Annotated in this window: 27 protein-coding genes and 1 pseudogene; 15 read left to right on the top strand and 13 right to left on the bottom strand. The window is 54.8% G+C overall.

The annotated features are described in order from the left end of the window. Positions 1-60 precede the first annotated feature (60 nt). From VF709_RS01315 to rlmA, 6 genes and pseudogenes are all read left to right on the top strand, one after another. Positions 61-348 carry a YebO family protein gene (locus VF709_RS01315; protein WP_020690832.1) on the top strand — a complete coding sequence of 96 codons (288 nt, stop codon included), beginning with the start codon at positions 61-63 and terminating at the stop codon, positions 346-348. 23 nt (positions 349-371) lie between these two features. Further along, a complete protein-coding gene (locus tag VF709_RS01310) occupies positions 372-1,361 on the top strand; it encodes an MBL fold metallo-hydrolase (RefSeq protein WP_013096126.1) in 990 nt (329 codons plus the stop codon). A 525-nt stretch (positions 1,362-1,886) separates the two neighbouring features. After that, a pseudogene (locus tag VF709_RS01305) lies at positions 1,887-2,031 on the top strand (DUF2627 domain-containing protein). A gap of 12 nt (positions 2,032-2,043) precedes the next feature. After that, positions 2,044-2,253 carry a transcription antiterminator/RNA stability regulator CspE gene (gene cspE / locus VF709_RS01300; protein WP_001062678.1) on the top strand — a complete coding sequence of 70 codons (210 nt, stop codon included), beginning with the start codon at positions 2,044-2,046 and terminating at the stop codon, positions 2,251-2,253. A 230-nt stretch (positions 2,254-2,483) separates the two neighbouring features. Continuing rightward, positions 2,484-4,190, top strand: a complete 1,707-nt coding sequence (gene ftsI / locus VF709_RS01295) for a peptidoglycan glycosyltransferase FtsI (RefSeq protein ID WP_072193823.1) — start codon at positions 2,484-2,486, stop codon at positions 4,188-4,190. Positions 4,191-4,257: 67 nt separating this feature from the next. Next, positions 4,258-5,073 (top strand): 23S rRNA (guanine(745)-N(1))-methyltransferase, encoded by an 816-nt coding sequence (gene rlmA, locus VF709_RS01290; protein WP_013096129.1) that lies wholly within the window; start codon positions 4,258-4,260, stop codon positions 5,071-5,073. On the opposite strand, the gene mntP is transcribed toward rlmA, so the two are convergent. From mntP to manX, 5 genes are all read right to left on the bottom strand, one after another. Further along, a complete protein-coding gene (mntP, locus tag VF709_RS01285) occupies positions 5,070-5,636 on the bottom strand; it encodes a manganese efflux pump MntP (RefSeq protein ID WP_013096130.1) in 567 nt (188 codons plus the stop codon). The two genes, rlmA and mntP, sit on opposite strands and share 4 nt — an antisense overlap. Before the next feature lie 396 nt (positions 5,637-6,032). Further along, the gene (locus VF709_RS01280; RefSeq protein ID WP_013096131.1) at positions 6,033-6,491 is read right to left on the bottom strand and encodes a DUF986 family protein; all 459 of its coding nucleotides are present in this window, start codon (positions 6,489-6,491) and stop codon (positions 6,033-6,035) included. 54 nt (positions 6,492-6,545) lie between these two features. Continuing rightward, on the bottom strand, positions 6,546-7,397 hold the full coding sequence (locus tag VF709_RS01275) for a PTS mannose transporter subunit IID (protein WP_006175979.1): 852 nt from the start codon (positions 7,395-7,397) through the stop codon (positions 6,546-6,548). A gap of 12 nt (positions 7,398-7,409) precedes the next feature. After that, positions 7,410-8,210, bottom strand: a complete 801-nt coding sequence (manY, locus tag VF709_RS01270; protein ID WP_003859914.1) for a PTS mannose transporter subunit IIC — start codon at positions 8,208-8,210, stop codon at positions 7,410-7,412. 47 nt (positions 8,211-8,257) lie between these two features. Then, positions 8,258-9,223: a PTS mannose transporter subunit IIAB gene (manX, locus tag VF709_RS01265; RefSeq protein WP_038419895.1), complete on the bottom strand. Its 966-nt coding sequence runs from the start codon at positions 9,221-9,223 to the stop codon at positions 8,258-8,260. Positions 9,224-9,487: 264 nt separating this feature from the next. Between manX and VF709_RS01260 the strand changes: the two genes are divergently transcribed. Continuing rightward, the gene (locus VF709_RS01260; RefSeq protein WP_071843273.1) at positions 9,488-9,697 is read left to right on the top strand and encodes a protein YoaL; all 210 of its coding nucleotides are present in this window, start codon (positions 9,488-9,490) and stop codon (positions 9,695-9,697) included. Beyond that, positions 9,685-11,244 carry a CNNM family cation transport protein YoaE gene (gene yoaE / locus VF709_RS01255; RefSeq protein ID WP_013096133.1) on the top strand — a complete coding sequence of 520 codons (1,560 nt, stop codon included), beginning with the start codon at positions 9,685-9,687 and terminating at the stop codon, positions 11,242-11,244. The genes VF709_RS01260 and yoaE overlap by 13 nt, the downstream gene beginning before the upstream one ends. Positions 11,245-11,250: 6 nt before the next feature. On the opposite strand, the gene VF709_RS01250 is transcribed toward yoaE, so the two are convergent. The 4 genes from VF709_RS01250 to pabB all read right to left on the bottom strand — a co-directional run bounded on the left by VF709_RS01250 (position 11,251) and on the right by pabB (position 16,439). Then, positions 11,251-12,849, bottom strand: a complete 1,599-nt coding sequence (locus VF709_RS01250) for an EAL domain-containing protein (RefSeq protein ID WP_440230698.1) — start codon at positions 12,847-12,849, stop codon at positions 11,251-11,253. Between the two features lie 130 nt (positions 12,850-12,979). Beyond that, entirely contained in the window at positions 12,980-14,344 is a 1,365-nt protein-coding gene (gene sdaA / locus VF709_RS01245; protein WP_038419892.1) for an L-serine ammonia-lyase, read from the bottom strand. Between the two features lie 184 nt (positions 14,345-14,528). After that, complete coding sequence (locus VF709_RS01240) at positions 14,529-15,107, bottom strand: CoA pyrophosphatase (RefSeq protein WP_013096136.1); 579 nt, start codon at positions 15,105-15,107, stop codon at positions 14,529-14,531. 3 nt (positions 15,108-15,110) lie between these two features. After that, positions 15,111-16,439 carry an aminodeoxychorismate synthase component 1 gene (gene pabB / locus VF709_RS01235; RefSeq protein ID WP_148790662.1) on the bottom strand — a complete coding sequence of 443 codons (1,329 nt, stop codon included), beginning with the start codon at positions 16,437-16,439 and terminating at the stop codon, positions 15,111-15,113. 61 nt (positions 16,440-16,500) lie between these two features. Between pabB and VF709_RS01230 the strand changes: the two genes are divergently transcribed. Beyond that, a complete protein-coding gene (locus VF709_RS01230) occupies positions 16,501-16,683 on the top strand; it encodes a YoaH family protein (protein WP_008500497.1) in 183 nt (60 codons plus the stop codon). Positions 16,684-16,688: 5 nt separating this feature from the next. Here VF709_RS01230 and VF709_RS01225 read toward each other — a convergent pair whose 3' ends face one another. Further along, positions 16,689-17,033: a RidA family protein gene (locus VF709_RS01225; RefSeq protein ID WP_013096138.1), complete on the bottom strand. Its 345-nt coding sequence runs from the start codon at positions 17,031-17,033 to the stop codon at positions 16,689-16,691. 132 nt (positions 17,034-17,165) lie between these two features. On the opposite strand from VF709_RS01225, the gene VF709_RS01220 reads away from it, so the two are divergent. From VF709_RS01220 to rnd, 5 genes are all read left to right on the top strand, one after another. Next, the gene (locus VF709_RS01220) at positions 17,166-19,076 is read left to right on the top strand and encodes an ATP-dependent DNA helicase (RefSeq protein WP_013096139.1); all 1,911 of its coding nucleotides are present in this window, start codon (positions 17,166-17,168) and stop codon (positions 19,074-19,076) included. A 66-nt stretch (positions 19,077-19,142) separates the two neighbouring features. Next, positions 19,143-19,838 carry a tRNA (adenosine(37)-N6)-threonylcarbamoyltransferase complex dimerization subunit type 1 TsaB gene (gene tsaB / locus VF709_RS01215; RefSeq protein WP_013096140.1) on the top strand — a complete coding sequence of 232 codons (696 nt, stop codon included), beginning with the start codon at positions 19,143-19,145 and terminating at the stop codon, positions 19,836-19,838. Between the two features lie 37 nt (positions 19,839-19,875). Continuing rightward, a complete protein-coding gene (locus tag VF709_RS01210) occupies positions 19,876-20,457 on the top strand; it encodes a Slp family lipoprotein (protein ID WP_013096141.1) in 582 nt (193 codons plus the stop codon). A 203-nt stretch (positions 20,458-20,660) separates the two neighbouring features. Then, a complete protein-coding gene (gene fadD / locus VF709_RS01205; protein ID WP_072193822.1) occupies positions 20,661-22,346 on the top strand; it encodes a long-chain-fatty-acid--CoA ligase FadD in 1,686 nt (561 codons plus the stop codon). A gap of 71 nt (positions 22,347-22,417) precedes the next feature. Further along, positions 22,418-23,545, top strand: coding sequence for a ribonuclease D (gene rnd / locus VF709_RS01200; protein ID WP_187170760.1), 1,128 nt, complete (start codon positions 22,418-22,420; stop codon positions 23,543-23,545). A 73-nt stretch (positions 23,546-23,618) separates the two neighbouring features. On the opposite strand, the gene minE is transcribed toward rnd, so the two are convergent. The 3 genes from minE to minC are packed head-to-tail and all read right to left on the bottom strand — an operon-like array spanning position 23,619 to position 25,435. Continuing rightward, complete coding sequence (gene minE / locus VF709_RS01195) at positions 23,619-23,888, bottom strand: cell division topological specificity factor MinE (RefSeq protein WP_008500504.1); 270 nt, start codon at positions 23,886-23,888, stop codon at positions 23,619-23,621. A gap of 3 nt (positions 23,889-23,891) precedes the next feature. Further along, positions 23,892-24,704, bottom strand: a complete 813-nt coding sequence (minD, locus tag VF709_RS01190) for a septum site-determining protein MinD (protein WP_013096144.1) — start codon at positions 24,702-24,704, stop codon at positions 23,892-23,894. A gap of 23 nt (positions 24,705-24,727) precedes the next feature. Beyond that, on the bottom strand, positions 24,728-25,435 hold the full coding sequence (gene minC, locus VF709_RS01185; RefSeq protein ID WP_129252455.1) for a septum site-determining protein MinC: 708 nt from the start codon (positions 25,433-25,435) through the stop codon (positions 24,728-24,730). A gap of 123 nt (positions 25,436-25,558) precedes the next feature. Here minC and VF709_RS01180 point away from each other — a divergent pair, with 123 nt between their 5' ends. Beyond that, the gene (locus tag VF709_RS01180) at positions 25,559-25,834 is read left to right on the top strand and encodes a YcgL domain-containing protein (protein WP_013096146.1); all 276 of its coding nucleotides are present in this window, start codon (positions 25,559-25,561) and stop codon (positions 25,832-25,834) included. Positions 25,835-25,854 lie beyond the last annotated feature (20 nt).

Below are 25,854 nucleotides of genomic sequence, written 5' to 3'. Positions count from 1 at the left end.
TAAGGTGATTTCCTTCCTTCGCGCCAGTGGTAAAATGCGTGTTTTTATTGAGGTGGTGAAATGGGTGAGTTACTGAATTCAGGGCTGCTGAATATGGCATCCCTGATGGTTTCTGTCGTTGTTTTGCTGGTGGGACTTGTCATCTGGTTTTTCGTAAACCGTGCGAGCTCCCGGACGAACGAGCAGATCGAACTGCTGGAAGCGCTGCTCGATCAGCAAAAGCGTCAGAATGCGCTGTTACGCCGTCTGTGTGAGGCTAACGAACCGGAAGAGAAAGAAACGGCGAAAGAGGCTGCTGAAGAGAACGACGACAAAGACGAATTTATCCGTCTGGTGGCAGAGCGTTAATCTTTCTGGCCTGGGAGGTGGTTGTGGTCTGGAAAAATCCCTGGTATGACGCCTCCCTGAAGCATCACACACCGAACGGTTTTCAGAATACCTGTCCCGTTGGGCATCAGCCCGGCGACCTTGAGCGCTGGCGTAAAGCGCGTAAAGAAGCCGGTTTGCCCAAACCTCCTGCGCTCGGTTATGACGACTTTATCCGCCAGTGGTGGCAGCCCGTGTCGCTTAATCAACCTCATGAAGATGGGGTATGGTGGCTGGGGCATGCGAGTATGCTGCTGCAAATGGACGGCAATACTCTTCTCACCGACCCGGTGTTTTCCCGACGCGCCTCTCCCGTACCGTTCCTGGGGCCCCTGCGCAGAACGCCTCCCGCTCTCTCTGTGGAACAACTCACGCAGCTTGATGCAGTGGTTATCTCTCACAATCATTACGATCACCTTGATGACGCGACCATTCGCCGTATCCTGAAGCGCTTTCCCGATGTCAGTTTCTTCGTGCCGTTAGGACTTGCACAGTGGTTTCGCCGCCGGGGAGCAAGGCGCATCGTTGAGCTCGACTGGTGGCAGAGTATCACCTGGCAGGGGATAACCCTGACCGCCGTTCCGGCACAGCACTGGAGCATGCGAACATTCTGGAACCGCAATCGCTCTCTGTGGTGTGGCTGGGTCTTTGAGGGGCGACACCGCCGTTTCTGGTTTAGCGGCGATACGGGCTACTCTCCGGAGCTGCTTTTGATCCCGGAACGATTGGGCAAAATCGACGCCGCCGCGTTGCCCATTGGCGCCTATGCACCAAGATGGTTCATGGCGGTACACCATATGGATCCGCAATCTGCCGTCGCACTGTGGCAGCAGCTGGGGAGTCCCTTAGCCTTTCCCATTCACTGGGGGGTGTTTGAACTGGCGGATGAATCACTGGATGAACCTGTCAGAGAGTTAACTGACGCGCTTGTTAATTTAGCACCGGTTAATAATTCCTTCAGGATACTGAAAATTGGTGAATATTTATCCTTGTAAGCGAAGCGATGATTTGTTGCATATATTCTGCTATTAAAGCCACTATCTAATGTTTTATTTTTATCGAAACGTTTTGCTTGCCTTCTTTTGAGGCAGAGTCATAAAAATTTCATTATTTTGGTGCATAACGTTTTTATTATCTGGTGATTTTTAACACAGTTTGGCCGGGCTTATTAGCTGTGTATTTTCTTTGTAACAATACAGTTGCGTTACAATGATTTGAGCATAACTTTTCACAAAATGTTCTAAATCAATCACTGTTTCCGGCTTTCTTTCGTAGGTTGCTGGACGCATTGTAATGATTGAGCTATGTTAAAAAAGTCTTTGATTACAGCGGGTGTGAAAGCAACGTTGAGTCTGTATAAGGACGAGGACTGGTTTGTATGCGGTAAGCATAAATGTGCAAATCCTTACAGGCTGTGTTCGAATTTGTGCGGCGGATCGAGACATGTTTAAAAATGGCTTGCCATATTAAACATAGTGTGTGATAACCCGTTTTGGGTCAAACGAGGTACAGTTCTGTTTATGTGTGGCATTTTCAGTAAAGAAGTCCTGAGTAAACACGTTGTCGTTGAATACCGCTTCTCTGCCGAACCTTATATTAGTGCCTCAAGCAGTAATGTCTCAGTTTTATCTCAGTCAATGCCTGCGGGCTAAGAAAACACTCTAAGGAATTTTGCAAATGGCAAAGATTAAAGGTCAAGTTAAGTGGTTCAACGAGTCTAAAGGTTTTGGTTTCATTACTCCTGCTGACGGCAGCAAAGACGTGTTCGTACACTTCTCTGCAATCCAGGGTAACGGCTTCAAAACTCTGGCTGAAGGCCAGAACGTTGAGTTCGAAATTCAGGACGGCCAGAAAGGCCCAGCTGCAGTTAACGTAACTGCTATCTGATCGAACCGCTGCTGACTGAAGCGCGTAGCACTTCAATCTCAGACATAAAGCCTCGCAAACGCGGGGCTTTTTTATATGCCTTATCTTTCAAAATATTACCATCCCTGTCTCTGTTAGTACCTTGTTGCAAAGCTACGAGATTATTAGCACTGTTTTCCCCCCTCCACAGCGGCTTTTCCCGTTAAATCAGGGCGTTGTTCAACAGCCCTGGGGTTCAGGTGAAGAAGAAAATGATACCGAGTGCCGGCAGTTTCACCCCGGCACGTTTTGCTCTGCTCTGTTTTGCTATTTTTTGCAGCCTGGCATTTTTACTGGGACGCGTTGCCTGGCTGCAGATTATTAAACCTGACAATCTGGTAAAACAGGAAGATATGCGATCGCTGCGTGAGGTGGCGATTGATGCACCGCGTGGCATGATCATGGACCGTGAAGGTCGTCCGCTGGCGGTGAGTGTGCCCGTCAGGGCCGTGTGGGCCGACCCCAAAACGGTGCTGGCAAAAGGTGGGGTTGGGTTTGATGACCGCTGGCAGGCGCTGGCCAGTGCGCTGCATCTCTCCCTTAGCACGCTGGCATCGCGCATTAACAGTAATCCGCAGGGACGCTTCATTTACCTTGCCCGTCAGGTGGATCCTGCTCAGGCGCAGTGGATCGATAAACTCAATTTGCCGGGCATCAACCTGCGCGATGAGTCCCGGCGTTTTTATCCGGCAGGTCATGTGGCCGCAAACCTTATCGGTTTTACCAATATTGATGGTCAGGGGATTGAAGGCGTAGAGAAGAGCTTCAACGCGCAGCTTATGGGGAAGGCCGGGGTCCGGCAGGTGAGGGAGGACCGCTATGGACGCGTGGTGGAAAACCTGACCGAAGTGGCGCCCGTTCCTGCGCATAATATCCAGTTGAGCATTGACGAGCGGCTGCAAACCATCACCGAGGACGCGCTTGATAATGCGGTGGCCTGGAATAAAGCCGAGTCGGGTGCATCGGTCCTGATCAATATCCCCACAGGGGAAATACTCGCCATGGCGAGCTATCCCGATTTCAACCCGAACAACCGTGAAGGTGCAACGTTAAACGATTTTCGTAATCGTGCCATTAGCGATACCTTCGAACCCGGCTCCACCGTTAAGCCGCTGGTTCTGATGACGGCATTGCAGCAGGGGCTGGTGCAACCGGACAGCGTCATTGATACCCATCCGTATACCCTTGACGGTCACCGTATCCGTGATGTGGGTTACTACCCGGAACTGACGATGACCGGGATCCTGCAAAAATCGAGCGACACCGGTGTTTCCCGTCTCTCTCTGGCGATGCCCATCCAGCATCTTATCGATACCTACCGGAACTTTGGCTTTGGCACCAATACCGGGCTGGGTTTAACGGGCGAAAGCTCAGGGTTACTGCCGCAGCGTAAATTCTGGAGTCAACTCGACAGGGCAACCTTTGCCTTCGGCTATGGCCTGATGGTGACGCCCCTTCAGCTGGCCCATGTCTACGCCACCATTGGCGGGTATGGGCTTGAGCGCCCGCTCTCGATCACCCGTATCGACCCGCCGGTGATAGGCCACAGAGTCATGCCAGAAGAGATTGCCCATGAAGTGGAACACATGATGGAAAGCGTGGCGCTTCCGGGCGGTGGAGGAGTGAAGGCCGCCGTACGGGATTACCGGGTGGCGGTCAAAACCGGTACGGCGAAAAAGATTGATGACAGTGGCAAGTACGTCGATAAGTATGTCGCCTATACCGCAGGCGTTGCGCCTGCCAGCGACCCGCGTTTTGCGCTGGTGGTAGTCATAAACGATCCGCAGAACGGTGCCTATTATGGTGGTGCCGTTTCAGCGCCCGTTTTCAGTGAGATCATGGGGAATGTGCTGCGCCTTGAGAACGTGAAACCGGATGGCCTGCCGGCTGATTCCGGCCACCTTATCGTCATGCGTTAACCCTGGCGTTTTATAACGGGGCGAATAGCGGTACACTTCGCCCTTTGATTTATGTCCCGGAGTTGTCATGCCCTTCAGTTGCCCCCTTTGTCACGCGCGCCTGACGCGTTCTGAGAAAAGTTATGCGTGTCCGCAGGGACATCAGTTTGATATGGCGAAAGAGGGGTATGTGAATCTTCTGCCGGTGCAGCATAAACGCTCCCGCGATCCGGGCGACAGCGCAGAGATGATGCAGGCGCGACGTGCCTTTCTGGATGCCGGACATTACAAGCCGCTAAGAGAGAGTGTCGCTCAGCTGCTGGACCACACGCTGACGCAGAGTGCCTCCGCTCTGCTGGATATCGGCTGTGGTGAAGGGTATTACACCGCAAGGTTTGCCGAGATTGCCGCCGGGAAGGGCGCGCAGACGACGGGTCTGGACGTGTCGAAAGCGGCGATTCGCGCAGCGGCAAAACGCTACGCGGGGGTGATGTTCTGCGTGGCCTCAAGCCACCGGCTGCCGTTTGAAGATGCCAGCATGGATGCCGTTGTGCGTATTTATGCTCCCTGTAAGGCAGAAGAGCTGGCTCGGGTGGTAAAACCCGGCGGGTGGGTGATAACCGTCACGCCAGGACCACGTCATCTGATGGAGCTGAAAGGGCTGATTTATGACGAGGTTCGCCTGCATGCTCCCCATTCAGAACAACTGGCTGGTTTTGTGCTCAGGCAGGAAGAAACAGTAGCGTATGAGATGGATTTGAAAGGGGATGAAGCCGTGGCGTTACTGCAAATGACCCCGTTTGCCTGGCGGGCAAAACCGGCTGTCCGGGAGACGCTGGCTGCACAGGCCACGTTTCGCTGCCAGACGGATTTCAGCATCCACTGCTGGCAGCGCGAAGGTTAACCCGCGAAGTGTGCCCAGAGTATCTGGGCACCAATACCGATTAACACGATCCCGCCCAGGATCTCGGCTCGCTTACCCAGCAGCGGGCCGATAAAACGGCCAACCATCATACCCAGGGTGGACATAATCAGTGTGGCGCAACCAATGGCCAGCGCGGTGGCAATGATATTCACCTGCAGAAAGGCCAGACCAACACCGACGGCCATCGCGTCAAGGCTGGTGGCAATTGCGGTGGTGACCAGCAGCCAGAAACCGTGGCGGTGCTGAGGCTCTTCATCTTCATCGCTGTTGCCACGGAATCCTTCAATCACCATTCGTCCGCCGAGAAACACCAGCAGCACAAACGCAATCCAGTGGTTCCACTCCAGTACAAACTGGCTGGCCAGCATACCCAGGCCCCAGCCAATAAGCGGCGTCAGGGTTTCGATAGCACCGAAAATCAGACCTGTGCGCAGCGCTTCAGAAAATTTTGGTTTATGGAGTGTGGCACCTTTTCCGATGGAAGCAGCAAAAGCATCCATGGACATGCCGAAAGCGAGAAGAATGGTGGCGGAGATGTTCATACAAGCGTCCAGACCGGGAGATATCCATATGACACATCACTGCCCCCAGTAAACAGCAGTTGATGTATCTATGGTCTCGCCTGACCGTCGCACAATGATGTGCAGAAAACGATCCGTACGCGCCACGTTTTTCAACGAGTATGTTGACACGTACATCTCCTGAGTACAGGAAATTAGCTACTCCCCAACGACGGGCGCAACCTTAACATATTTTGAGAATATAAAACAACAACAGCGGGGGTATTATTTTATTATCTTGTTGATAACGATTTTCATTTAGATTTATTCGTAAAAATAGCGTTAAAAAATAGGAAGGATAAAAAGAATGGAATATAGCTATGGCTATATTTCGTGAGCAACGTTAACACGGAATATAGCCGATGCTATAAATATAACTTATTGAGTTTTAATGAGTAATTTGTATATCTTTTCCAGGTCATCTATATTTTTGACCCGAATGAGCAGGCGGCGCTGTTCTAATTGCATCACCAGCACCCCGTCTTCAGATAAATTCATCTCTTTAATGCGGTTATATTCTATCCAGACATTGGCAAAGAAGAACCCGTGTTTTTTAAAAATGAGTTTTGGCGAACGGATCCAGAACAGGTAAATCGCCATTAATGCCAGCGCACATAATAACCATGTGGTTAATATTGCACCATGGCTGGTCACGTTATTGTAAATCAGGATGACCACCAGACCGGCGAAGATAAACGCATCAATGCGTCCACGGCGTAAGAGGGGAAGGGTCAGCAGCGTCTCGCCGTGGCGGCGAGGCATAATGAACTCGTCATAGATCGCGTAAGCCAGAAGGGCAACAATAAACAAAACCAGTACGGTGTCCGTGACAGTCATTCATCCTCCAGATAAAAAAACCGGGGGCAAGCCCCCGGCGTATAACATAAAGCTTTACAGGCCCAACAGACCAACAGCGTAGCCCGCGATACCGATGACGAAGAAGCCAACGATGATCCACAGCGGGTTCACTTTCTTACGCAGCAGCCACATACAGGCGAAGGTCAACAGCAGCGGCACCAGGCCAGGCATCAACTGGTCAAGGATGGTCTGCACGGTGGTCACACGGGTTTGCCCATCCTGTCCGGTGATGGTTGAAACCACCAGCGGGATGTTCACGTGCGTCCACTTGTTAACCAGCGCCCCCATCACAAACAGGCCGAGGATTGACGCCCCCTCTGTCAGTTTTTGCAGGAAGCCGCCGCCCATATCTTTAACGATATCCACCCCTTTACGGTAACCATACGCCACGCCGTAGTAACGGGTCAGCAGACGCACCGCATTGAAGAGGATGAAGAACAGCAGCGGACCGAGCAGGCTGCCGCTCATCGCGATACCCGCGCCCAGCGCTGCAAAGACCGGACGAACGGTACCCCAGAAGATCGGGTCACCTACGCCTGCCAGCGGACCCATCAGACCGACTTTAATACCGTTGATGGCACCATCGTCGATCTCTGCGCCGTTTGCACGCTGCTCTTCCATCGCCAGGGTAACGCCCAGTACCGGTGCCGCTACGTAAGGATGGGTGTTAAAGAATTCCAGGTGACGCTTAATCGCCTGGCGACGTGCTTCGTTGTTCTCCGGGTAGAGGCGTTTGATTGCCGGTACCATGGAGAAGCAGAAGCCCAGGGCCTGCATACGTTCGAAGTTCCATGAACCCTGAAACAGGTTAGAACGGATGAACACGCCACGAATATCACCCGGAGTGAGTTTCTTCTCAGGGGTAGTTTTAGTCATATCAACCATTTCGCTCACCTGTTAGTCCAGTTCGTTATCGAGATCGTTATTACCAGCAGCCTGCGCTGGGGCACCCGCAACGCGGTTATATTTCGGGCTGAGCTGGATGTAGAGAATTGCCATTACCGCACCAATCACACCGAGAGCAACCAGGTTGAAGTTGGTGAACGCCGCGGTTACGAAGCCCAGGTAGAAGAATGGCATCAGGTAGCCTGCGCGCATCATGTTGATGACCATCGCATAACCAACCACCACGATCATACCACCGGCGATGTTCAGACCGCTGGTGACCACTTCAGGGATGGCGTTGAGCATGCCCTGAACTTCGCTGGTGCCTACGGAGATAGCGACGATAACGGCAGGAATAGCGATACGCATCGCCTGCAGGAACAGGGACGAGACGTGGATCCAGGAGAGCGCCGTAAGGTTGCCGTTTTCGGCCGCCTTATCCGCCGCGTGCTGGAAAGCCACGGTGATAGTACGAACGATAATGGTCAGTACCTGGCCTGCGGCAGCCAGCGGAATTGCCAGAGCGATACCGGCACCGATGCTTTGATGACCGGCAATGACCAACACGGTTGAAATAATGGACGCCAGCGCGGCATCGGGCGCAACCGCCGCACCGATGTTCATCCAGCCAAGGGCGATCATTTCCAGGGTACCACCGATGATGATACCGGTTTTCATATCACCGAGAACGGCGCCAATCAACGTACAGGCCACCAGAGGGCGGTGGAACTGAAATTCATCAAGTACGGATTCCATACCCGCAATACACGCGACGATGAACACCAGCACAATCTGAAGAGTGGTAATCTCCATTGTACTTCTCCTATTGCATAATCTTTATGTGAAAAACCGGCGCGGGCTTATTTCCCAACTTTGCCGATCAAATCCATCATTTTCAGTTTCGGGTCCGTGGAAACCTTACGGGCTTCCAGTTCAATACCGCGAGCATTCAACTTGTTAAATGCCTCGATATCCTTCGCATCGACTGAAATCGCGTTGTTGACCTGCGTTTTGCCCTGACGGAAAGCCATACCACCAATGTTCACGGAGGTGATTTTCACGCCGCCTTCAACAATGCGCTCGACGTCTGTCGGGTTAGTGAACAGAAGCATCACACGTTCACCGGCATATTTCGGGTTGTTATAGACGCGGATCATCTTGGCGACATCCACCACGTGCGCGGTAACGCCCGGAGGAGCAACCTGGGTGAGGAGGGTTTTACGCACCGTGTCGGCGGCCACTTCGTCGCTGACCACGATAATACGTTGAACGTTGGTCTCTTTGGTCCAGCGCGTTGCCACCTGGCCGTGAATTAAACGGTCATCGATGCGCGCAAGGCCAATCACCATATAATCGTTCGGGCCCATCGGTTTTGCGGGGGCAGCGGCTTTCGGTGCCGCGGCAGCCGCCGGTGCGGGTTTCTCAACCGGCTGTGCCTTCAGCGCTTTCACGCCTTCGCGACCGGTTTCGACCGCCAGGGCAACCAGCTCATCAAAAGCCGGATTGTCGTCGCGTGCCATGAAGGTTTCCACCAGCATCGGAATATTGACCCCGGCGACAACTTCATAGTGCTCTTTATCGACGACAATGCGGCTGGCAGCGTTGAACGGGCTGCCGCCCCATGTATCAACGAGAAACAGCACGCCTTTGCTGGTATCCAGCTTCGACAGTTGAGCCGTGTATTTCTCAATCAGCGTCTCGGCGTTTTCACCGGGAACGAAATCGATCCAGCCGACGTTTTCCTGCTCGCCCAACAGCATCTCTGCTGTTTTGAGTAGCTGCTCTGCAGCCCAACCATGTGTGCCTATGACAATAGCAATGGTCACTTGCTACCTCCTTTTATTATCATTAATACCTCTGCCAGGCAGACGTACTGAGAATCGTATTGGCGAACCGAATCGATTCAGATAAGGGTTAGAGTTAAAAAAGCTCAGACTTACGCGAATTATTTTAGATAGTGAAAAAATAATTTATGTGATGAAGATCCGTAATTTAGGTTTCGAAAATCAGAAATTACTCAACACAAATTCTGCCTTTTCACGTTTTTGCAAAGGAACGTAAATCTTTGCTAAAAACGTAATGTCTCTGATATGTTTAGCCTCCGTTTAATTGATCAGGAGTATAGGGCTACAGCCCACTATATGGACCGTCACCGACGTCAGTCATCTATCAGGCCACTTCGCGCCTTTTTCACCGGCGATCCTCGCCACGTATCGACTCTGTTTACCGCTGTTTTGCCCACATTGAGTGGGGCACCGTTTCGTCATTCCTTTAGCAGGAGCTTGTCATGGAATTCTTAATGGACCCGTCAATCTGGGTGGGATTGCTCACGCTGGTGGTGCTGGAGATCGTTCTCGGCATTGATAACCTGGTGTTTATTGCCATCCTCGCGGACAAACTGCCGCCAAAACAGCGTGATAAAGCGCGTCTGATCGGCCTCTCGCTGGCGCTGGTTATGCGTCTGGCGCTGCTGTCCGTGATCTCGTGGATGGTCACCCTGACAAAACCGCTCTTTACCGTCATGGATTTCACCTTCTCTGGCCGCGATTTGATCATGCTGCTCGGGGGGATATTCCTGCTCTTTAAAGCAACGACAGAGCTGCACGAGCGGCTGGAGAACCGTCAGCACGACGATGGTCATGGCAAAGGCTATGCCAGCTTCTGGGTTGTGGTGCTGCAGATCGTGGTGCTGGATGCTGTCTTCTCGCTTGATGCGGTGATCACAGCGGTGGGTATGGTGAACCATCTCCCGGTGATGATGGCGGCGGTGGTTATCGCCATGGCGGTTATGCTGCTGGCGTCTAAACCGCTGACCCGCTTTGTGAACCAACATCCGACGGTCGTGGTGCTGTGTCTGAGCTTCCTGCTGATGATCGGTCTGAGCCTCGTTGCGGAAGGTTTCGGTTTCCATATTCCGAAAGGTTATCTGTATGCCGCGATCGGCTTCTCGATCCTGATCGAACTGTTTAACCAGATTGCACGCCGTAACTTTATTAAGCAGCAGTCCAATCAGCCGCTGCGTGCCCGTACGGCGGATGCCATCCTGCGCCTGATGGGCGGTCGCCGTCAGGTGAATGTGCAGAGTGACACCGAGAACCGTAACCCGGTTCCGGTGCCGGAAGGGGCATTTGTGGAAGAAGAGCGTTATATGATTAACGGCGTTCTCTCCCTGGCCTCCCGTTCACTGCGCGGCATCATGACCCCGCGCGGCGAGATCAGCTGGGTTGATTCCCGGTTGAGCGTTGATGAAATTCGTCAGCAGCTGCTCTCTTCACCGCACAGCCTGTTCCCGGTGTGTCGTGGTGAGCTGGATGAGATCATCGGTGTCGTGCGTGCCAAAGAGATGCTGGTCGCGCTGGAAGAGGGCGTTGACGTCGAAGCCATCGCCGCCGCCTCACCGGCTATCGTGGTACCGGAAACGCTGGACCCCATCAACCTGCTTGGCGTTCTGCGCCGTGCCCGCGGCAGCTTCGTGATTGTCACCAACGAGTTCGGTGTGGTGCAGGGGCTGGTCACGCCGCTGGACGTGCTTGAAGCCATTGCCGGTGAATTCCCGGATGAGGACGAAACACCGGAAATCGTGGCCGATGGTGAAGGCTGGCTGGTGAAAGGTACCACTGACCTGCACGCGCTTTCGCATACGCTGGGGCTGGAAAACGTGGTCAACGATGAAGAAGACATTGCCACTGTGGCCGGTCTGGTCATCGCCGTAAACGGGCAGATCCCGCGCGTGGGGGATGTGATCGAACTGCCCCCGCTGAGCATTACCATTGTTGAAGCCAACGACTATCGCGTTGATATGGTGCGTATTGTTAAAGAGCAATCCGTGCACGACGAAGATGAGTAACGCTTCTTAACGCAACGGCATTAAGGGCACGATGTGCCCGTTATGATGCGCTGGCGGAGGTGAACTCTCCGCCAGCCATTGTGGAAAATCCCGCAGCGGCATCGGCCGCGCATAGAAATACCCCTGCAGAGTATGAACACCGTGTCGGCGTAAGTAGCGCGCCTGCTCCTCCGTTTCGACCCCTTCCGCAACCAGCTCAATATTCAGCCGCTGACCCAGCGCAATAATGATATCTGTCACCGTTGAGTTCACGGCATCGGTTCCAATGGCGGTGGTAAAGGACTGGTCGATTTTCAGTACGTCAGGATGAAGCTTTTCAAGCCAGGAGAGCGAACTGTTCCCGGTACCAAAATCGTCGATAGCCAGTTTGACCCCTTTGCGATGCAGCTCGCGCACGATGCGATAATCTGCATCGACCAGCGCGTCACGCTCGGTAAGTTCGATAACCAGCCGCTGGCTCGGGTTTGCACTGAACCAGTAACGGTTCAAATCCTGAAGTAGCACGGCGTGACGGAAGTGGCTGGCCGCCACGTTAATACCGATGTGAAAGCCCGGGTGGGAGGGGAAGTAGCCTATCTGGCGAACCGTCTCGGCAATCACGTAGCGGGTCAGGGGAACAATCAGGTTATGTTCTTCTGCCAGGGGGATGAACACTTCCGGGGTGATCCAACCCTGACGCGGGTTGTTCCAGCGCAGAAGAATTTCCACGCCGATACACTCCTGCGTACGGGCATTCACAAGCGGCTGACAGAACAGCTCAAATTCCCGCGCCGCAATCCCCATATCGATTTCCCACGTGAAGCTCATCCGGTTTGCTGTGGCCAGCCAGGCCAGATACCCCAGAACCAGGCTCAGCATTAACCCCAGCGGCAGCTGTGCCGGCAGGCTTTTAAGTGCCAGCGCGCCAGGACCCGGCCCACTGACCGTGATGGTAAATGGAAAGCGTGTAGAGACTTCCTCTATTCGCGAGTCAGCCTCATTAAACTTCAGCGCGTCGGTAATACCTTGACCGTAGCGTAAAGAGCGATCTCCCACGGTTAACGCCACGTCAGTGATAAGCGGGCGGGGCGGCTCAAGGATCATTCTGGTGATGAGATCGATATTGATCACCTCCATCACCCCCTCTTCACCGCGTTGTGACGTCGGGTGCCACTGGATAAGAATAGGGCTGCCTTTAAGCAGCCACTTATCGGTCGATAAAATCAGTTTTGGCAGACCTGACGGCAGTTCGGGAAATAATTCATGAACCGGGACGGCGCGACTGCCAAAAATACTGGAGCAGTAGAGGATCCCCTCTTTAATCAGGGTAATCGAGCGGACGGTCTGTAAAATGGCGGCCTGCTTACGCAGAGTCAGATGTGCCTGCGGGCACGGCTGGCCGACAAGATCCAACAACTCCGGTCGGCGGTTATCCAGGGAAAGCAGGACGTTTTCAAGTGAGCGAACGGTATGGCTGGCGAAATCGACAATGCGTTGTTGATTAACATTGCGCTGTGAAATAAATCGAATGCCCAACGTCAGGATGAGCGTAAGGAGCGCAACCGTCACGCAGACGATAACGCGTTTTCGGCGATAGTTTTTAATGATCGTTTGTGCGGTTTGCATGAACGGTCGCCTGATACACCTCCAGCCCCAAAAGCCAGACGCAACAGTGAAAGTGTAGTGGGGAAAGTGAAAGGCGACGAGAATCAGAAGGAAATTTCGCCCATCCGTTGCAGATGGGCGAGGGGAGGTATTAGTCGCACTGTACCTTAATGGCCAGACCACCACGGGAAGTCTCACGGTACTTCGCGTTCATGTCTTTACCGGTTTCGTACATGGTCTCAATAACTTTATCCAGCGACACGCGAGGCTCGCTGGTACGGCGCATTGCCATACGGGAGGCGTTAATCGCTTTCACCGACGCAATGGCGTTACGCTCAATGCACGGTACCTGCACCTGCCCGGCAACCGGGTCACAGGTCAGGCCCAGGTTATGTTCCATACCGATCTCCGCCGCCACGCAAACCTGCTCAGGGCTTGCGCCCAGCAGTTCAGCCAGACCAGCGGCCGCCATGGAACAGGCCACACCCACTTCACCCTGGCATCCTACTTCAGCGCCAGAGATAGAAGCGTTCATTTTGTACAGCGCACCGATGGCACCTGCCGCCAGGAAGTAACGGATGTAGATATCTGGCGTAACAGGTTCAATAAAGTGATCGTAATAAGCCAGCACCGCCGGAACAATACCGCACGCACCGTTGGTGGGCGCCGTCACTACGCGGCCACCGGCAGCGTTTTCTTCGTTAACTGCCAGAGCGAACATATTCACCCAGTCGACCACGTTCATCGGGTCGTTGGAGAATTTATCGGTGGTCACCAGCATGCGGCGCAGGGCAGAGGCACGACGCGGTACGCGCAGCGGACCCGGCAGCACGCCTTCGGTGTTCATCCCGCGATCGATACAGGCGCGCATGGTCTGCCATACGTTTGCAAAATAGTCTTCGATCTCTTTTTTGCTGTGCAGTGCCAGTTCGTTCTGCATCACCATGCCGGAGAGCGACAGGCCGGTCTCTTTGCAATAACCCAACATCTCGGTGGCCGATTTGAAAGGATACGGCACGTTGACGTCGCCAGTGCTCTCTTTACCGAAATGCTCTTCATCCACGATGAATCCACCGCCGATGGAGTAGTACGTTTTGCTGTAAATCTCTTTTTCGCCATTCCATGCATGGATGGTCATGCCGTTTTCATGCAGCGGCAGGTTGTCGCTACGAAAACGCATCCCGTCATCCTGCGGGAAATCCACTTCGTGCTGGCCGTTAGCCAGCAGCAGGCGACCGCGCGCTTCCACGTCACGGATGAATGCCGGGATGGCATCAATATCTACAGTGTCCGGCATATTGCCTGCCAGACCCATAATAATGGCGATATCGGTGTGGTGGCCTTTACCCGTTAATGACAGTGAGCCGTAGACATCCACGGCGACACGGGTAACGCTTTCCAGTAATCCTTTTTCGACCAGATCATCGACGAACTGTTTACCGGCCTTCATCGGCCCAACAGTATGGGAAGACGAAGGGCCAATTCCCACTTTGAACATGTCGAATATACTAATCACTTTCACACTCCTGACAGGGTTACCGGGGTTCCAGTAACGATGTTATAACTGCGCATAGTGTAAGAGGGAACATCGACCTCGGCTTAACTATTCACATGAATTAAACTAATGGTTAACGATGGTTTTGCTAATAGCGCGACGCCGATCGCAAACCTGACAAAAGAGGGTGGAATGTAAAGTATAGTCAAGGCTTCAGGCCGATTTGCAGAGCCAGTTCACGAATGATGCCCGCCGTCATGCCCCAGACAAAATAATGCTGATACCAGGACAACCAGACCCGATGATCGTGTCCACGGCGCTGAATATCCAGCGGGTGATAGCGACTGAGGCGAAGGGCTTCTTCCAGTGGCATTTCAAACACCGCAGACACCTCATCAACACTGGCGTGATACTGAAGGCCGGGCGGGATAATGCCCACCACCGGCGTCACCTGGAAACCGGTCACGCTGTCCACCGGCGGGAGGACGCCGACAATCTCGACGGCCTCCGGTGGGATCGCCACCTCTTCCTGCGCTTCACGCAGCGCCGCGGCAATCAGCGAGGCATCGCTGCTGTCTACCGCGCCGCCGGGGAAAGCGACCTGACCGGCATGTTTGCGTAAATGAGGGGAGCGCTGGGTCAACAGCAAACCGGGCTGCTCACGGCGCACCACGGGGATCAGCACCGCCGCCTGACGTTGATTAAGCGCTTCGCGGCTCACCTGTGGCCGCAAAAGCTGAAAGCGCGACAGAAAATCATCCAGCGTCAGGTTCTCTCTCTCCACCCGTCAGTTCTCCAGTTGTTGCAGGATACGGTTAACTTTATCAAAGGTTTCCTGATATTCCGCCTCGACCTGGCTGTCAGCAACAATCCCGCCGCCTGCGGAACAGTAAAGCTGGCCGTCGCAGGCCGTCAGGGTGCGAATAGTGATGCTGGTATCCAGCGTGCCGCAGACGCTAACGTAGCCAATGCTGCCGCACCAGGCGTTGCGACGGTGCGGTTCCAGCTCATCGATAATCTCCATCGCCCGCACTTTTGGCGCGCCGGTGATGGAGCCACCCGGGAACGCGGCGCGCAGAAGATCGCAGGGGGTACGCGAAGCCGGCAGTTGTGCGGTAATGGTGCTGACCAGATGGTGCACCGCCGGGAAAGGCTCGACGACGAACAGCTCCGGCACGCGAACGCTGCCCGGTACCGCCACCCGGCCAATGTCGTTGCGCATCAGGTCGACAATCATTAAATTTTCGGCGCGATCCTTCGGTGACGCGGCGAGCTTTTTCGCCTGCTGGCGGTCGGCAGCCGGATCGCTCAGGCGCGGCAAGGTCCCTTTAATCGGGCGTGTCTGGATCTTGCCTTCCGCCAGATGAATAAACCGCTCAGGCGAAAGACTCAGGATCGCGCCCTGATCGAGACGGATAAACGCACTGAACGGTGCCCGGTTGCTGGCATTGAGGCGGGTAAAGGCCTGCCATTCATCGCCCTGATACGTCGCCTGGAAGCGCTGGGCAAGGTTCACCTGATAACAATCGCCGCTTTGCAGATATGCCTGTACGCGTGCGAATTTTTCCGCATAGGTCTGCGGGGTCATGTTTGAACGCCACGCAGAGGTCAGACGGAAATCTGGCGCGGCTGCGGGCTGCTGCGCGTTCAGCCACGCCAGGCGTGCCTCCACATCCGAATGGCTGAGCAGGGAGACCACCTGTTTATGGTGATCGACAATCAGCGCCCAGTCGTAAAGTCCCACCGCCATATCCGGCAGCGGAAGATCCGCCTTCGCAACGGAAGGCAGCGTTTCAAAGCGGCGACCAAGGTCATAGCCAAACACGCCCAGCGCACCACCCTGGAAGGGAAGATCCGGGTTAGGCGTGGCAGACAAACCCAGCTCGTCGATAGCCTCCTGAAGCTTGATCAGCGGATCGTGCGTGGAGGGCTGGTTTTCGGATGTCACCGTGCGCACCGGGTCAGCAACCACAATGTCGAAGCGGCTGTAAGGATGGTCCGCATGGCCGGAATGCAGCAGCATCGCCCAGGGAAGATGGCTCAGACGAGCAAACCAGAATTCAGCGGCGTCAGTACGCCACGGCAGGGTAATAACAGTGGGGAAGCGCATGTTCATGTGTGGCATACTACCGGGCAGCGTGAAATAATTAGCGCGAATAATTTAGCAGGAGTTGACGATGTTTGCAGGTTTACCTTCTCTGAGCCACGAGCAACAGCAGAAAGCGGTTGAGCGGATCCAGGAGCTGATGTCCCAGGGGATGAGCAGCGGGCAGGCCATTTCTCAGGTGGCGGAAGAACTTCGCGCCACCCATACCGGCGAGCGGATCGTGGCGCGTTTCGAGGATGAAGATGAAGAGTAACCGGCTTACACAGCCGCGATAATCTTAATCTCTACCTTGTATTCCGGCTTCATCAGCGTGGCCTGTACGGTACAACGTACAGGCGCGTGACCCGCCACCACCCACGCATCCCAGGCTTTGTTCATGGCCGCAAAATCGTCTTTATTCGCCAGGAAAATGGTGGCGTCCAGAATACGCGATTTGTCGCTGCCTTGCTTTTCCAGCACCGCATCGATCTGCGCCAGGGTGTCAGCTGTTTGTTCAAAGGCATCCGCATCCAGATTGGACGGCACGCCAGTGTAATAGAGCGTCTGGTTATGAATGACTACATCAGACCAGCGGGCTTCGGCATCAATGCGCACAATTGTCATAAACGTTTCCTCGTTACTTTCGTCATCAGGCGGCAAGACTGCCATATTGTTTCGTCGTCGTCACTATTTGGGGTGGCACAGGAGAGGATGGGCTGACATAATCCCTGTGCAAAAATACAGTGAGAGAACACCGTGGCAGACGATTTTTCCCCTGAAGGGCAGTTAGCACAGGCTATTCCCGGTTTTAAACCGCGTGAACCGCAGCGTCAGATGGCGCATGCCGTCGCTCGCGCCATCGATAAGGCACAGCCGCTGGTGGTCGAGGCCGGAACCGGCACGGGAAAAACCTACGCTTACCTTGCACCGGCGCTGCGCGCGAAAAAGAAGGTGATCATCTCTACCGGCTCGAAGGCGTTGCAGGATCAGCTCTACAGCCGTGATTTGCCGACGGTGGCAAAAGCGCTGAAATACAAAGGGCGGCTGGCATTGCTGAAAGGGCGCTCCAACTATCTCTGCCTGGAGCGTCTTGAACAGCAGGCGCTGGCGGGCGGCGACCTGCCGGTGCAGACCCTGAGTGATGTGATCATCCTTCGCGCCTGGGCTAACCAGACGGAAGAGGGGGATATCAGCACCTGCGCGAGCGTGGCGGAAGACTCTCCCGCCTGGCCGCTGGTGACCAGCACCAATGACAACTGCCTGGGCAGCGACTGCCCGCTGTATAAAGACTGTTTTGTGGTCAAAGCGCGTAAAACGGCGATGGATGCAGATGTGGTGGTGGTCAACCACCATCTGTTTCTCGCGGATATGGTGGTGAAAGACAGCGGTTTTGGCGAACTTATTCCTGAAGCGGAAGTGATGATCTTCGACGAAGCCCATCAGCTTCCGGATATCGCCAGCCAGTATTTCGGCCAGTCGCTCTCCAGCCGCCAGCTGCTGGATCTGGCGAAAGATTTCACCATTGCTTATCGCACTGAATTAAAAGATACCCAGCAGCTGCAAAAATGTGCCGATCGCCTCGCGCAAAGCGCGCAGGATTTTCGCCTGCAGCTTGGCGAGCCGGGCTACCGCGGCAATTTGCGCGAGTTGCTGGCGGACAATAATATCCAGCGTGCGCTACTGCTGCTGGATGACGCGCTGGAACTCTGTTACGACGTGGCGAAACTGTCGCTTGGCCGTTCTGCGCTGCTGGACGCTGCCTTCGAGCGTGCCACGCTCTATCGCGGGCGGCTGAAACGGCTGAAGGAGATCAACCAGCCGGGGTACAGCTACTGGTATGAATGCACCTCGCGTCATTTCACCCTGGCGCTTACGCCGCTGACGGTGGCAGACAAATTCAAAGAGGTGATGGCGCAAAAACCGGGGAGCTGGATATTTACCTCCGCGACCCTGTCGGTGAATGACGATCTGCACCACTTCACCGAGCGTCTCGGGATTGAACAGGCGGAGTCACTGCTGCTGCCGAGCCCGTTTGATTATGAAAAACAGGCGCTGCTCTGCGTGCCGCGTAATCTGCCGTTACCCAACCAGCCTGGCGCCGCACGCCTGTTGGCAGCCATGCTGAAGCCGATGATTGAGGCCAACAATGGCCGCTGCTTTATGCTCTGCACCTCTCACGCCATGATGCGCGACCTGGCAGAACAGTTCCGCGCCACCATGACCTTGCCTGTCCTGCTGCAGGGGGAAACCAGCAAAGGGCAACTGTTACAGCAGTTTGTCAGTGCCGGAAATGCGCTTCTGGTGGCAACCAGCAGTTTCTGGGAAGGCGTAGACGTGCGGGGCGATACCCTGTCGCTGGTGATTATCGATAAACTGCCTTTTACCTCGCCGGACGATCCGCTGCTCAAAGCGCGAATGGAAGACTGCCGTCTGCGCGGAGGCGATCCTTTCGACGAGGTACAGCTGCCGGACGCGGTGATCACCCTCAAACAGGGGGTAGGACGCCTGATCCGCGACGTGGACGACCGCGGCGTGCTCGTTATCTGTGATAACCGGCTGGTGATGCGCCCCTACGGTGCGACCTTCCTCGCCAGCCTGCCGCCCGCGCCGCGTACGCGGGACATTAAACGCGCGGTTCGCTTCCTGGCCAACCCAACGGCGGAGTAATTTGCCCGGGAGTGTGCTAAGATGCGCGCCATTTTGTGACTGACCATTGCGAGAGCGCGACGACTGATGCGAATTCTGGCTATTGATACCGCTACAGAGGCGTGTTCCGTTGCTCTGTGGAACGACGGTGCTATTTCTGCTCATTTCGAAGAGTGCCCACGAGAACACACCCAACGTATTCTGCCCCTGGTGAAAGCGATTTTGACCCAGGGCAACACCACCTTAACCGACCTCGATGCGCTGGCCTTTGGCCGTGGCCCCGGCAGCTTTACGGGTGTACGCATTGGGATCGGTATTGCGCAGGGGCTGGCGCTGGGCGCTGACCTTCCGATGATCGGTGTTTCCACCCTGGCGACGATGGCGCAGGGCGCGTGGCGTATGACCGGTGCTACCCGTGTGCTGGCAGCGATTGATGCCCGCATGGGCGAAGTCTACTGGGCTGAATACACCCGCGACGAGCAGGGCGTGTGGCACGGCGAAGAGACGGAAGCGGTACTCAAGCCGGAAGCGGTAACCGAACGGTTGCAAAACCTCTCCGGTGAGTGGGCGACGGTAGGGACCGGTTGGGCGGCATGGCCTGACATGGCAAACGGTACCGGCGTAACGCTGGTGGACGGCAACATGCTTCTGCCTGCCGCAGAGGATATGCTTCCTCTGGCCTGCCAGCTGCTCGCAGCAGGAAAAACCGTGGCCGTTGAACATGCCGAGCCGGTTTATTTGCGAAACACCGTCGCGTGGAAGAAACTTCCAGGCCGCGAGTGAATCTCAGTAACAGGAACTGAGAAAAAGGAGTCGCATCATGGCGGTTCAGACTAAAGTAGTACGCCTAATTATGGCAGGCGCTGTGGCCATAGCACTGAGCGGATGCGTTTCCGTTCCTGATGCGATTAAGGGCAGTAGCCCTACGCCACAGCAGGATCTGGTTCGCGTGATGAATGCCCCTGAGCTTTACGTCGGTCAGGAAGCGCGCTTCGGCGGGAAGGTGATTGAGGTGCAAAACCAGCAGGGGAAAACCCGGCTGGAGATCGCCACCGTGCCACTGGATAGCGGCGCGCGGCCGATCCTCGGCGAAACCTCGCGCGGGCGCATTTTTGCCGATGTCAGCGGCTTCCTCGACCCGGTTGATTTCCGTGGACAGCTGGTGACCGTCGTCGGGCCGATTACCGGCACGACACAGGGCAAAATCGGCACAACGCCTTACAAATTTATGACCATGCAGGTTAACGGCTACAAACGCTGGCGGCTGACACAGCAGGTGATCATGCCGCCCCAGCCTGTTGATCCGTGGATGTGGGGCCCCCACCCGTATCGTTACGGCTACCCCGGCTGGGGCTGGTATAACCCAGGCCCGGCGCAGGTACAGACGATCGTTACTGAGTAACTTACTGTTATTGTTAGAAAAGAGACAGCGGCTCAGCCGCTGTCTCTGTTTTTTTACGGCTAAAACGAAAAAAAAGAGTGACGCGCTTCGCAACCTTAAATCTGGGCAATTAATAAACTGGTACGCTGAGTTAATATAATGTTAACAAACTGTTTATTATCGGGGTTGTGATGACGACGAACACTCAATTCAGAGGTGATGCATTGAACAAGGTTTGGCTTAACCGTTATCCCGCAGATGTGCCTGCGGAGATCAATCCTGACCGTTATCAATCCCTGGTTGAATTATTTGAACACTCGGTAAGGCGTTACGCCGATCAGCCCGCGTTTATCAATATGGGTGAGGTGATGACGTTCCGTAAGCTTGAGGAGCGGAGTCGGGCGTTCGCGGCCTATTTGCAGGAAGGGCTGGGGCTGCAAAAAGGGGATCGCGTCGCGCTGATGATGCCGAACCTGCTGCAATACCCGGTCGCGTTATTTGGTATCCTGCGGGCCGGGATGATTGTCGTCAACGTCAACCCGCTCTACACCCCACGTGAGCTGGAACATCAGCTGAACGACAGCGGCGCGACCGCAATTGTGATCGTCTCAAACTTTGCCCACACGCTGGAGAAAGTGGTCGACAGAACCCAGGTGAAACACGTCATCCTGACGCGCATGGGGGATCAGCTCTCCACCGCCAAGGGCACGCTGGTTAACTTTGTCGTCAAATACATTAAACGTCTGGTACCGAAATACCATCTGCCGGATGCCATCTCCTTCCGCCGCGCGTTGCATGCCGGTTATCGTATGCAATACGTCAAACCAGAAGTGGTGTCAGAGGATCTTGCGTTCCTGCAGTACACCGGTGGCACTACCGGCGTGGCCAAAGGCGCCATGCTGACTCACCGCAATATGCTGGCGAACCTTGAGCAGGTGAATGCGACCTACGGGCCGCTGCTGCATCCGGGCAAAGAGGTGGTCATCACCGCGCTTCCGCTTTATCACATTTTTGCGCTGACCATGAACTGCCTGCTGTTTATTGAGCTGGGCGGTCAGAACGTGCTGATCACCAACCCACGCGACATTCCGGGGCTGGTTAAAGAGCTGGCGAAATACCCGTTCACCGCCATGACCGGGGTCAATACCCTGTTTAACGCGCTGCTTAATAACAAAGAGTTCCAGCAGCTTGATTTCTCCACGCTGCACCTCTCTGCGGGCGGCGGAATGCCGGTTCAGCAGGCGGTGGCAGAGCGCTGGGTGAAACTCACCGGCCAGTATTTACTCGAAGGCTATGGCCTGACCGAATGCGCCCCGCTGGTCAGCGTCAATCCGCATGATATCGACTATCACAGCGGCAGTATCGGCCTGCCCGTACCGTCGACGGAAGCCAAACTGGTGGATGATGACGACAACGAAGTTGCACCGGGCGAGCCGGGTGAACTGTGCGTTAAAGGGCCACAGGTGATGCTGGGCTACTGGCAGCGTCCTGATGCCACCGACGAAATCATCAAAGACGGCTGGCTACACACCGGTGATATCGCGGTGATGGACGAAGAGGGCTTCCTGCGCATTGTCGATCGTAAGAAAGACATGATCCTCGTCTCGGGATTTAACGTCTATCCGAATGAGATCGAAGATGTGGTGATGCAGCATAGCGGCGTGCTTGAAGTTGCCGCGGTTGGCGTACCTTCCGGCAGCAGCGGCGAGGCAGTGAAGATTTTTGTGGTGAAGAAAAACGCCTCTCTTACCGAGGAGGAGCTCATCACGTTCTGCCGCCGTCAGCTCACCGGCTATAAAGTGCCGAAGCTGGTGGAGTTCCGCGATGAGCTGCCGAAATCGAACGTCGGGAAGATATTACGACGAGAATTACGTGACGAAGCCCGTGCCAAAGTGGACAATAAGGCCTGAGCTTCACGCTAATCGCCCAGACGCCGGTTTAGCCGGCGTTTTTTATGGGCGCAAACAAAAGAGAAACCGTTTTGAATTACCAGATGATCACGACCAACGACGAGCTGGCTTCGCTGTGCGAAGTGACGCGCGACTTTCCTGCCATCGCCCTGGATACCGAGTTTGTCCGTACCCGGACGTATTATCCGCAGTTGGGTTTGATTCAGATGTACGACGGCAAACACGTGTCGCTGATTGACCCGCTCGGCATTACCGACTGGACGCCGATGCGTGACCTGCTGCTTGATACTGCGGTCACCAAATACCTGCACGCAGGCAGTGAAGATCTGGAAGTCTTTCTGAATACGTTTGGCATCATGCCGCAGCCGCTGATTGACACGCAGATCCTCGCCGCGTTCAGCAATCGTCCGCTTTCATGGGGCTTTGCCGCCATGGTTGAGGAGTACACCGGCCTGACCCTGGATAAAAGTGAATCCCGTACCGACTGGCTGGCGCGCCCGCTCACAGAGCGTCAGCTGGATTACGCTGCAGCAGATGTGTTTTACCTGCTGCCGATTGCCGGACAACTGATGAAAGAGGCAGAAGCCTCCGGCTGGCTGCCTGCTGCACTGGATGAGTGCAGCATGACGCAGCAGCGTCGCCAGGAAATCGCTGACCCGAAAGAGGCCTGGCGCGATATCAGCAACGCGTGGCAGCTGCGTACGCGTCAGCTGGCCTGTCTGCAATTGTTAGCCGACTGGCGCCTGCGTAAAGCGCGCGAACGCGATTTGGCCGTTAACTTTGTGGTACGCGAAGAGCACCTGTGGGCGGTCGCACGCTATATGCCAGGCAGCATGGGGGAGCTGGACAGCATTGGGCTTTCAGGCAGCGAAATCCGCTTTCACGGAAAAACGCTGCTCGCGCTGGTGGCCAAAGCGCAGCAGATACCGGATGACGCACTGCCAGAGCCGCTGCTGAATCTGATGGATATGCCGGGCTATCGCAAAGCGTTTAAAGATATTAAAGCGCTGGTGCAGGCTGTGGCGGCAGAAAGCAAACTGAGTGCCGAACTGCTGGCATCACGTCGTCAGATAAACCAGCTTTTGAACTGGCACTGGAAGCTGAAACCGCAGAATGGCTTACCGGAAATGATGGCGGGCTGGCGCGGGGAATTGATGGCCGATCGCCTGAATACGTTGCTGGAAGGGTATCCACGATAATCAATATGCCGGGCGATATACCCGGCATATTCCCCCGGTGGCGCTGCGCTTACCGGGGCTACGAAATTAAAAACTACGGACGCGACTCTTCCGCTTCCGGGAGCGTGACGTTCAGCTCCAGAATCGAAATATCCCCGTCTTTTTGCTCCAGCTGCACGGTGACCATCTCCGGGTCAATCTGCACATATTTGCAGATCACTTCCAGGATGTCCTTGCGCAGCTGCGGCAGGTAGTGAGGCTCGGCGTCGCTACGACGACGCTCCGCAACGATGATTTGCAGTCGTTCTTTTGCGATGTTGGCGGTGTTCTTTTTCCGCGAGAGAAAAAAGTCCAGTAATGCCATAACTTATCCTCCGAACAGGCGTTTGAGGAAACCTTTCTTCTCTTCTTCAATGAAGCGGAAAGGACGTTCTTCTCCCAGCAGACGGTCAACCGTATCCGCATACGCTTTACCGGCATCTGCTGTTGTATCAAGGATCACTGGCTCGCCCTGGTTAGAGGCGCGCAGCACGGACTGGTCTTCCGGGATGACGCCCACCAGTTTAATGCGCAGGATCTCCAGCACGTCTTCCATGCTCAGCATGTCACCTTTGTTTACGCGGCCCGGGTTATAGCGGGTCAGCAGCAGGTGCTCTTTAATCGGGTCTTCGCCATTTTCCGCACGGCGGGATTTGGATGCGAGGATCCCGAGAATGCGGTCAGAGTCACGGACGGATGACACTTCAGGGTTCGTGGTGATGATCGCTTCATCAGCGAAATAGAGCGCCATCAGGGCACCGGTTTCGATACCGGCAGGGGAGTCACAGACAATGAAGTCGAACTCCATTTTTTTCAGCTCATCGAGCACCTTTTCAACCCCTTCGCGGGTCAGGGCGTCTTTGTCACGCGTCTGAGAGGCCGGGAGGATATAAAGGTTCTCGGTGCGCTTGTCTTTAATCAGCGCCTGGTTAAGGGTGGCATCGCCCTGAATCACGTTTACGAAGTCATACACGACGCGACGTTCACAACCCATAATCAGGTCGAGGTTACGCAGACCGATATCGAAATCGATAACGACGGTTTTCTTTCCCTTCTGGGCCAAACCAGTAGCGATGGCCGCGCTGGAGGTGGTCTTGCCAACGCCTCCTTTACCCGAAGTAACAACAATAATGCGTGCCATAGAAATTCCTTGTTAAAAAGGGATCAATTCAACGGTTGAACGGTCAACGCGTCGTCTGCCAGTCGCAGACGAGCCGCTTTGCCATAAAATTCGGCTGGGATCTTGTCGCTCAGCCAATATTCACCTGCGATGGACACCAGTTCCGCAGTCAGGTGAGTACAAAATATTTGTGCGTCCCGATCGCCACTCGCCCCGGCGAGTGCACGCCCACGCATCATACCGTAAACGTGAATATTGCCATCTGCAATCAGCTCAGCGCCAGCGCTGACGTGGCTTGTAACAATTAGATCACAGTTTGGTGCATAAATGCGCTGTCCGGAACGAACCGGCACATCAATCATTCGCGTTTTTGTGAGGGCGGTAACGTTTTGTACCGCAGGTGGGGGCGTTTCAACGGCAACGGGGGCCGCACGTGGGGCTTTTTCTTTGCCCTCGTTCAGAAGAGGCAGTCCCGCACGGTCGATTTCCGCTTTCAGCTCAGGATCTTTACAGCCGCTGATGCCCACAATGCGCAGACCGGTAGAGGAGACGGCCTGCTGGAGTTGTTTCCAGTTAACCGGGGATTCCAGACCGCTGACATTGATAACAACAGGGGCGTGTTTCAGAAAGGCGGGAGCCTGAGCGATTTTGTCTTCTAACGCCTGACGAATAACCTCGGGTTTTGCATCATGCAAATGTACCACTGATAAGGTGAAGCTACTGCCTTTAAGCTCGATGGGCGTGTTTGACATCCTGGCCTTACTCAATTTGCTATTAACCGCAACCACTCGCTGCGATATTCCGAAGAGTATCAGGCATGTTATAGTCAGGAGTATATTGAGGCAAGCAACCACCTATGAATTCAGAGTAAAAACATGTTTTGTGTGATCTACAGAAGTACAAGCCGCGACCAGACCTATCTTTATGTCGAAAAGAAAGACGATTTTTCCCGCGTGCCAGAAGAATTAATGAAGAGCTTTGGCCGACCTCAGCTGGCGATGCTGCTGCCGCTCGACGGTCGTAAGAAACTGGTTAACGCCGATCTGGAAAAAGTTAAAACGGCCTTAACGGAGCAAGGCTATTATTTACAGCTTCCGCCACCTCCCGAGAATTTATTAAAACAGCATCTTGAGGCGACCGGTAAAAAATAGCCTCACCTGTTTTCGGGCAT

It is taken from the genome of Enterobacter sp. Lyrl_3 (genome assembly GCF_051948675.1).
GTDB classification, from domain to species: Bacteria; Pseudomonadota; Gammaproteobacteria; order Enterobacterales; family Enterobacteriaceae; genus Enterobacter; species Enterobacter cloacae.
The sequence above is the reverse complement of the archived record's forward strand: the minus strand, read 5'-3'. Positions and strand labels throughout refer to the sequence as shown.

What these genes read in the sequence shown, in the direction of transcription:
- VF709_RS01280 (WP_013096131.1), bottom strand. Translation starts at nt 6,491, where the DNA reads ATGACTGTCACGGACACCGTACTGGTTTTGTTTATTGTTGCCCTTCTG.
- ftsI (WP_072193823.1), top strand. Translation starts at nt 2,484, where the DNA reads ATGATACCGAGTGCCGGCAGTTTCACCCCGGCACGTTTTGCTCTGCTC.
- VF709_RS01260 (WP_071843273.1), top strand. Translation starts at nt 9,488, where the DNA reads ATGTTTAGCCTCCGTTTAATTGATCAGGAGTATAGGGCTACAGCCCAC.
- minE (WP_008500504.1), bottom strand. Translation starts at nt 23,888, where the DNA reads ATGGCATTACTGGACTTTTTTCTCTCGCGGAAAAAGAACACCGCCAAC.
- VF709_RS01250 (WP_440230698.1), bottom strand. Translation starts at nt 12,849, where the DNA reads ATGCAAACCGCACAAACGATCATTAAAAACTATCGCCGAAAACGCGTT.
- VF709_RS01180 (WP_013096146.1), top strand. Translation starts at nt 25,559, where the DNA reads ATGTTTTGTGTGATCTACAGAAGTACAAGCCGCGACCAGACCTATCTT.
- yoaE (WP_013096133.1), top strand. Translation starts at nt 9,685, where the DNA reads ATGGAATTCTTAATGGACCCGTCAATCTGGGTGGGATTGCTCACGCTG.
- VF709_RS01230 (WP_008500497.1), top strand. Translation starts at nt 16,501, where the DNA reads ATGTTTGCAGGTTTACCTTCTCTGAGCCACGAGCAACAGCAGAAAGCG.
- manY (WP_003859914.1), bottom strand. Translation starts at nt 8,210, where the DNA reads ATGGAGATTACCACTCTTCAGATTGTGCTGGTGTTCATCGTCGCGTGT.
- mntP (WP_013096130.1), bottom strand. Translation starts at nt 5,636, where the DNA reads ATGAACATCTCCGCCACCATTCTTCTCGCTTTCGGCATGTCCATGGAT.
- VF709_RS01210 (WP_013096141.1), top strand. Translation starts at nt 19,876, where the DNA reads ATGGCGGTTCAGACTAAAGTAGTACGCCTAATTATGGCAGGCGCTGTG.
- minC (WP_129252455.1), bottom strand. Translation starts at nt 25,435, where the DNA reads ATGTCAAACACGCCCATCGAGCTTAAAGGCAGTAGCTTCACCTTATCA.
- VF709_RS01225 (WP_013096138.1), bottom strand. Translation starts at nt 17,033, where the DNA reads ATGACAATTGTGCGCATTGATGCCGAAGCCCGCTGGTCTGATGTAGTC.
- cspE (WP_001062678.1), top strand. Translation starts at nt 2,044, where the DNA reads ATGGCAAAGATTAAAGGTCAAGTTAAGTGGTTCAACGAGTCTAAAGGT.
- VF709_RS01315 (WP_020690832.1), top strand. Translation starts at nt 61, where the DNA reads ATGGGTGAGTTACTGAATTCAGGGCTGCTGAATATGGCATCCCTGATG.
- VF709_RS01275 (WP_006175979.1), bottom strand. Translation starts at nt 7,397, where the DNA reads ATGGTTGATATGACTAAAACTACCCCTGAGAAGAAACTCACTCCGGGT.
- minD (WP_013096144.1), bottom strand. Translation starts at nt 24,704, where the DNA reads ATGGCACGCATTATTGTTGTTACTTCGGGTAAAGGAGGCGTTGGCAAG.
- rlmA (WP_013096129.1), top strand. Translation starts at nt 4,258, where the DNA reads ATGCCCTTCAGTTGCCCCCTTTGTCACGCGCGCCTGACGCGTTCTGAG.
- pabB (WP_148790662.1), bottom strand. Translation starts at nt 16,439, where the DNA reads ATGAACATGCGCTTCCCCACTGTTATTACCCTGCCGTGGCGTACTGAC.
- tsaB (WP_013096140.1), top strand. Translation starts at nt 19,143, where the DNA reads ATGCGAATTCTGGCTATTGATACCGCTACAGAGGCGTGTTCCGTTGCT.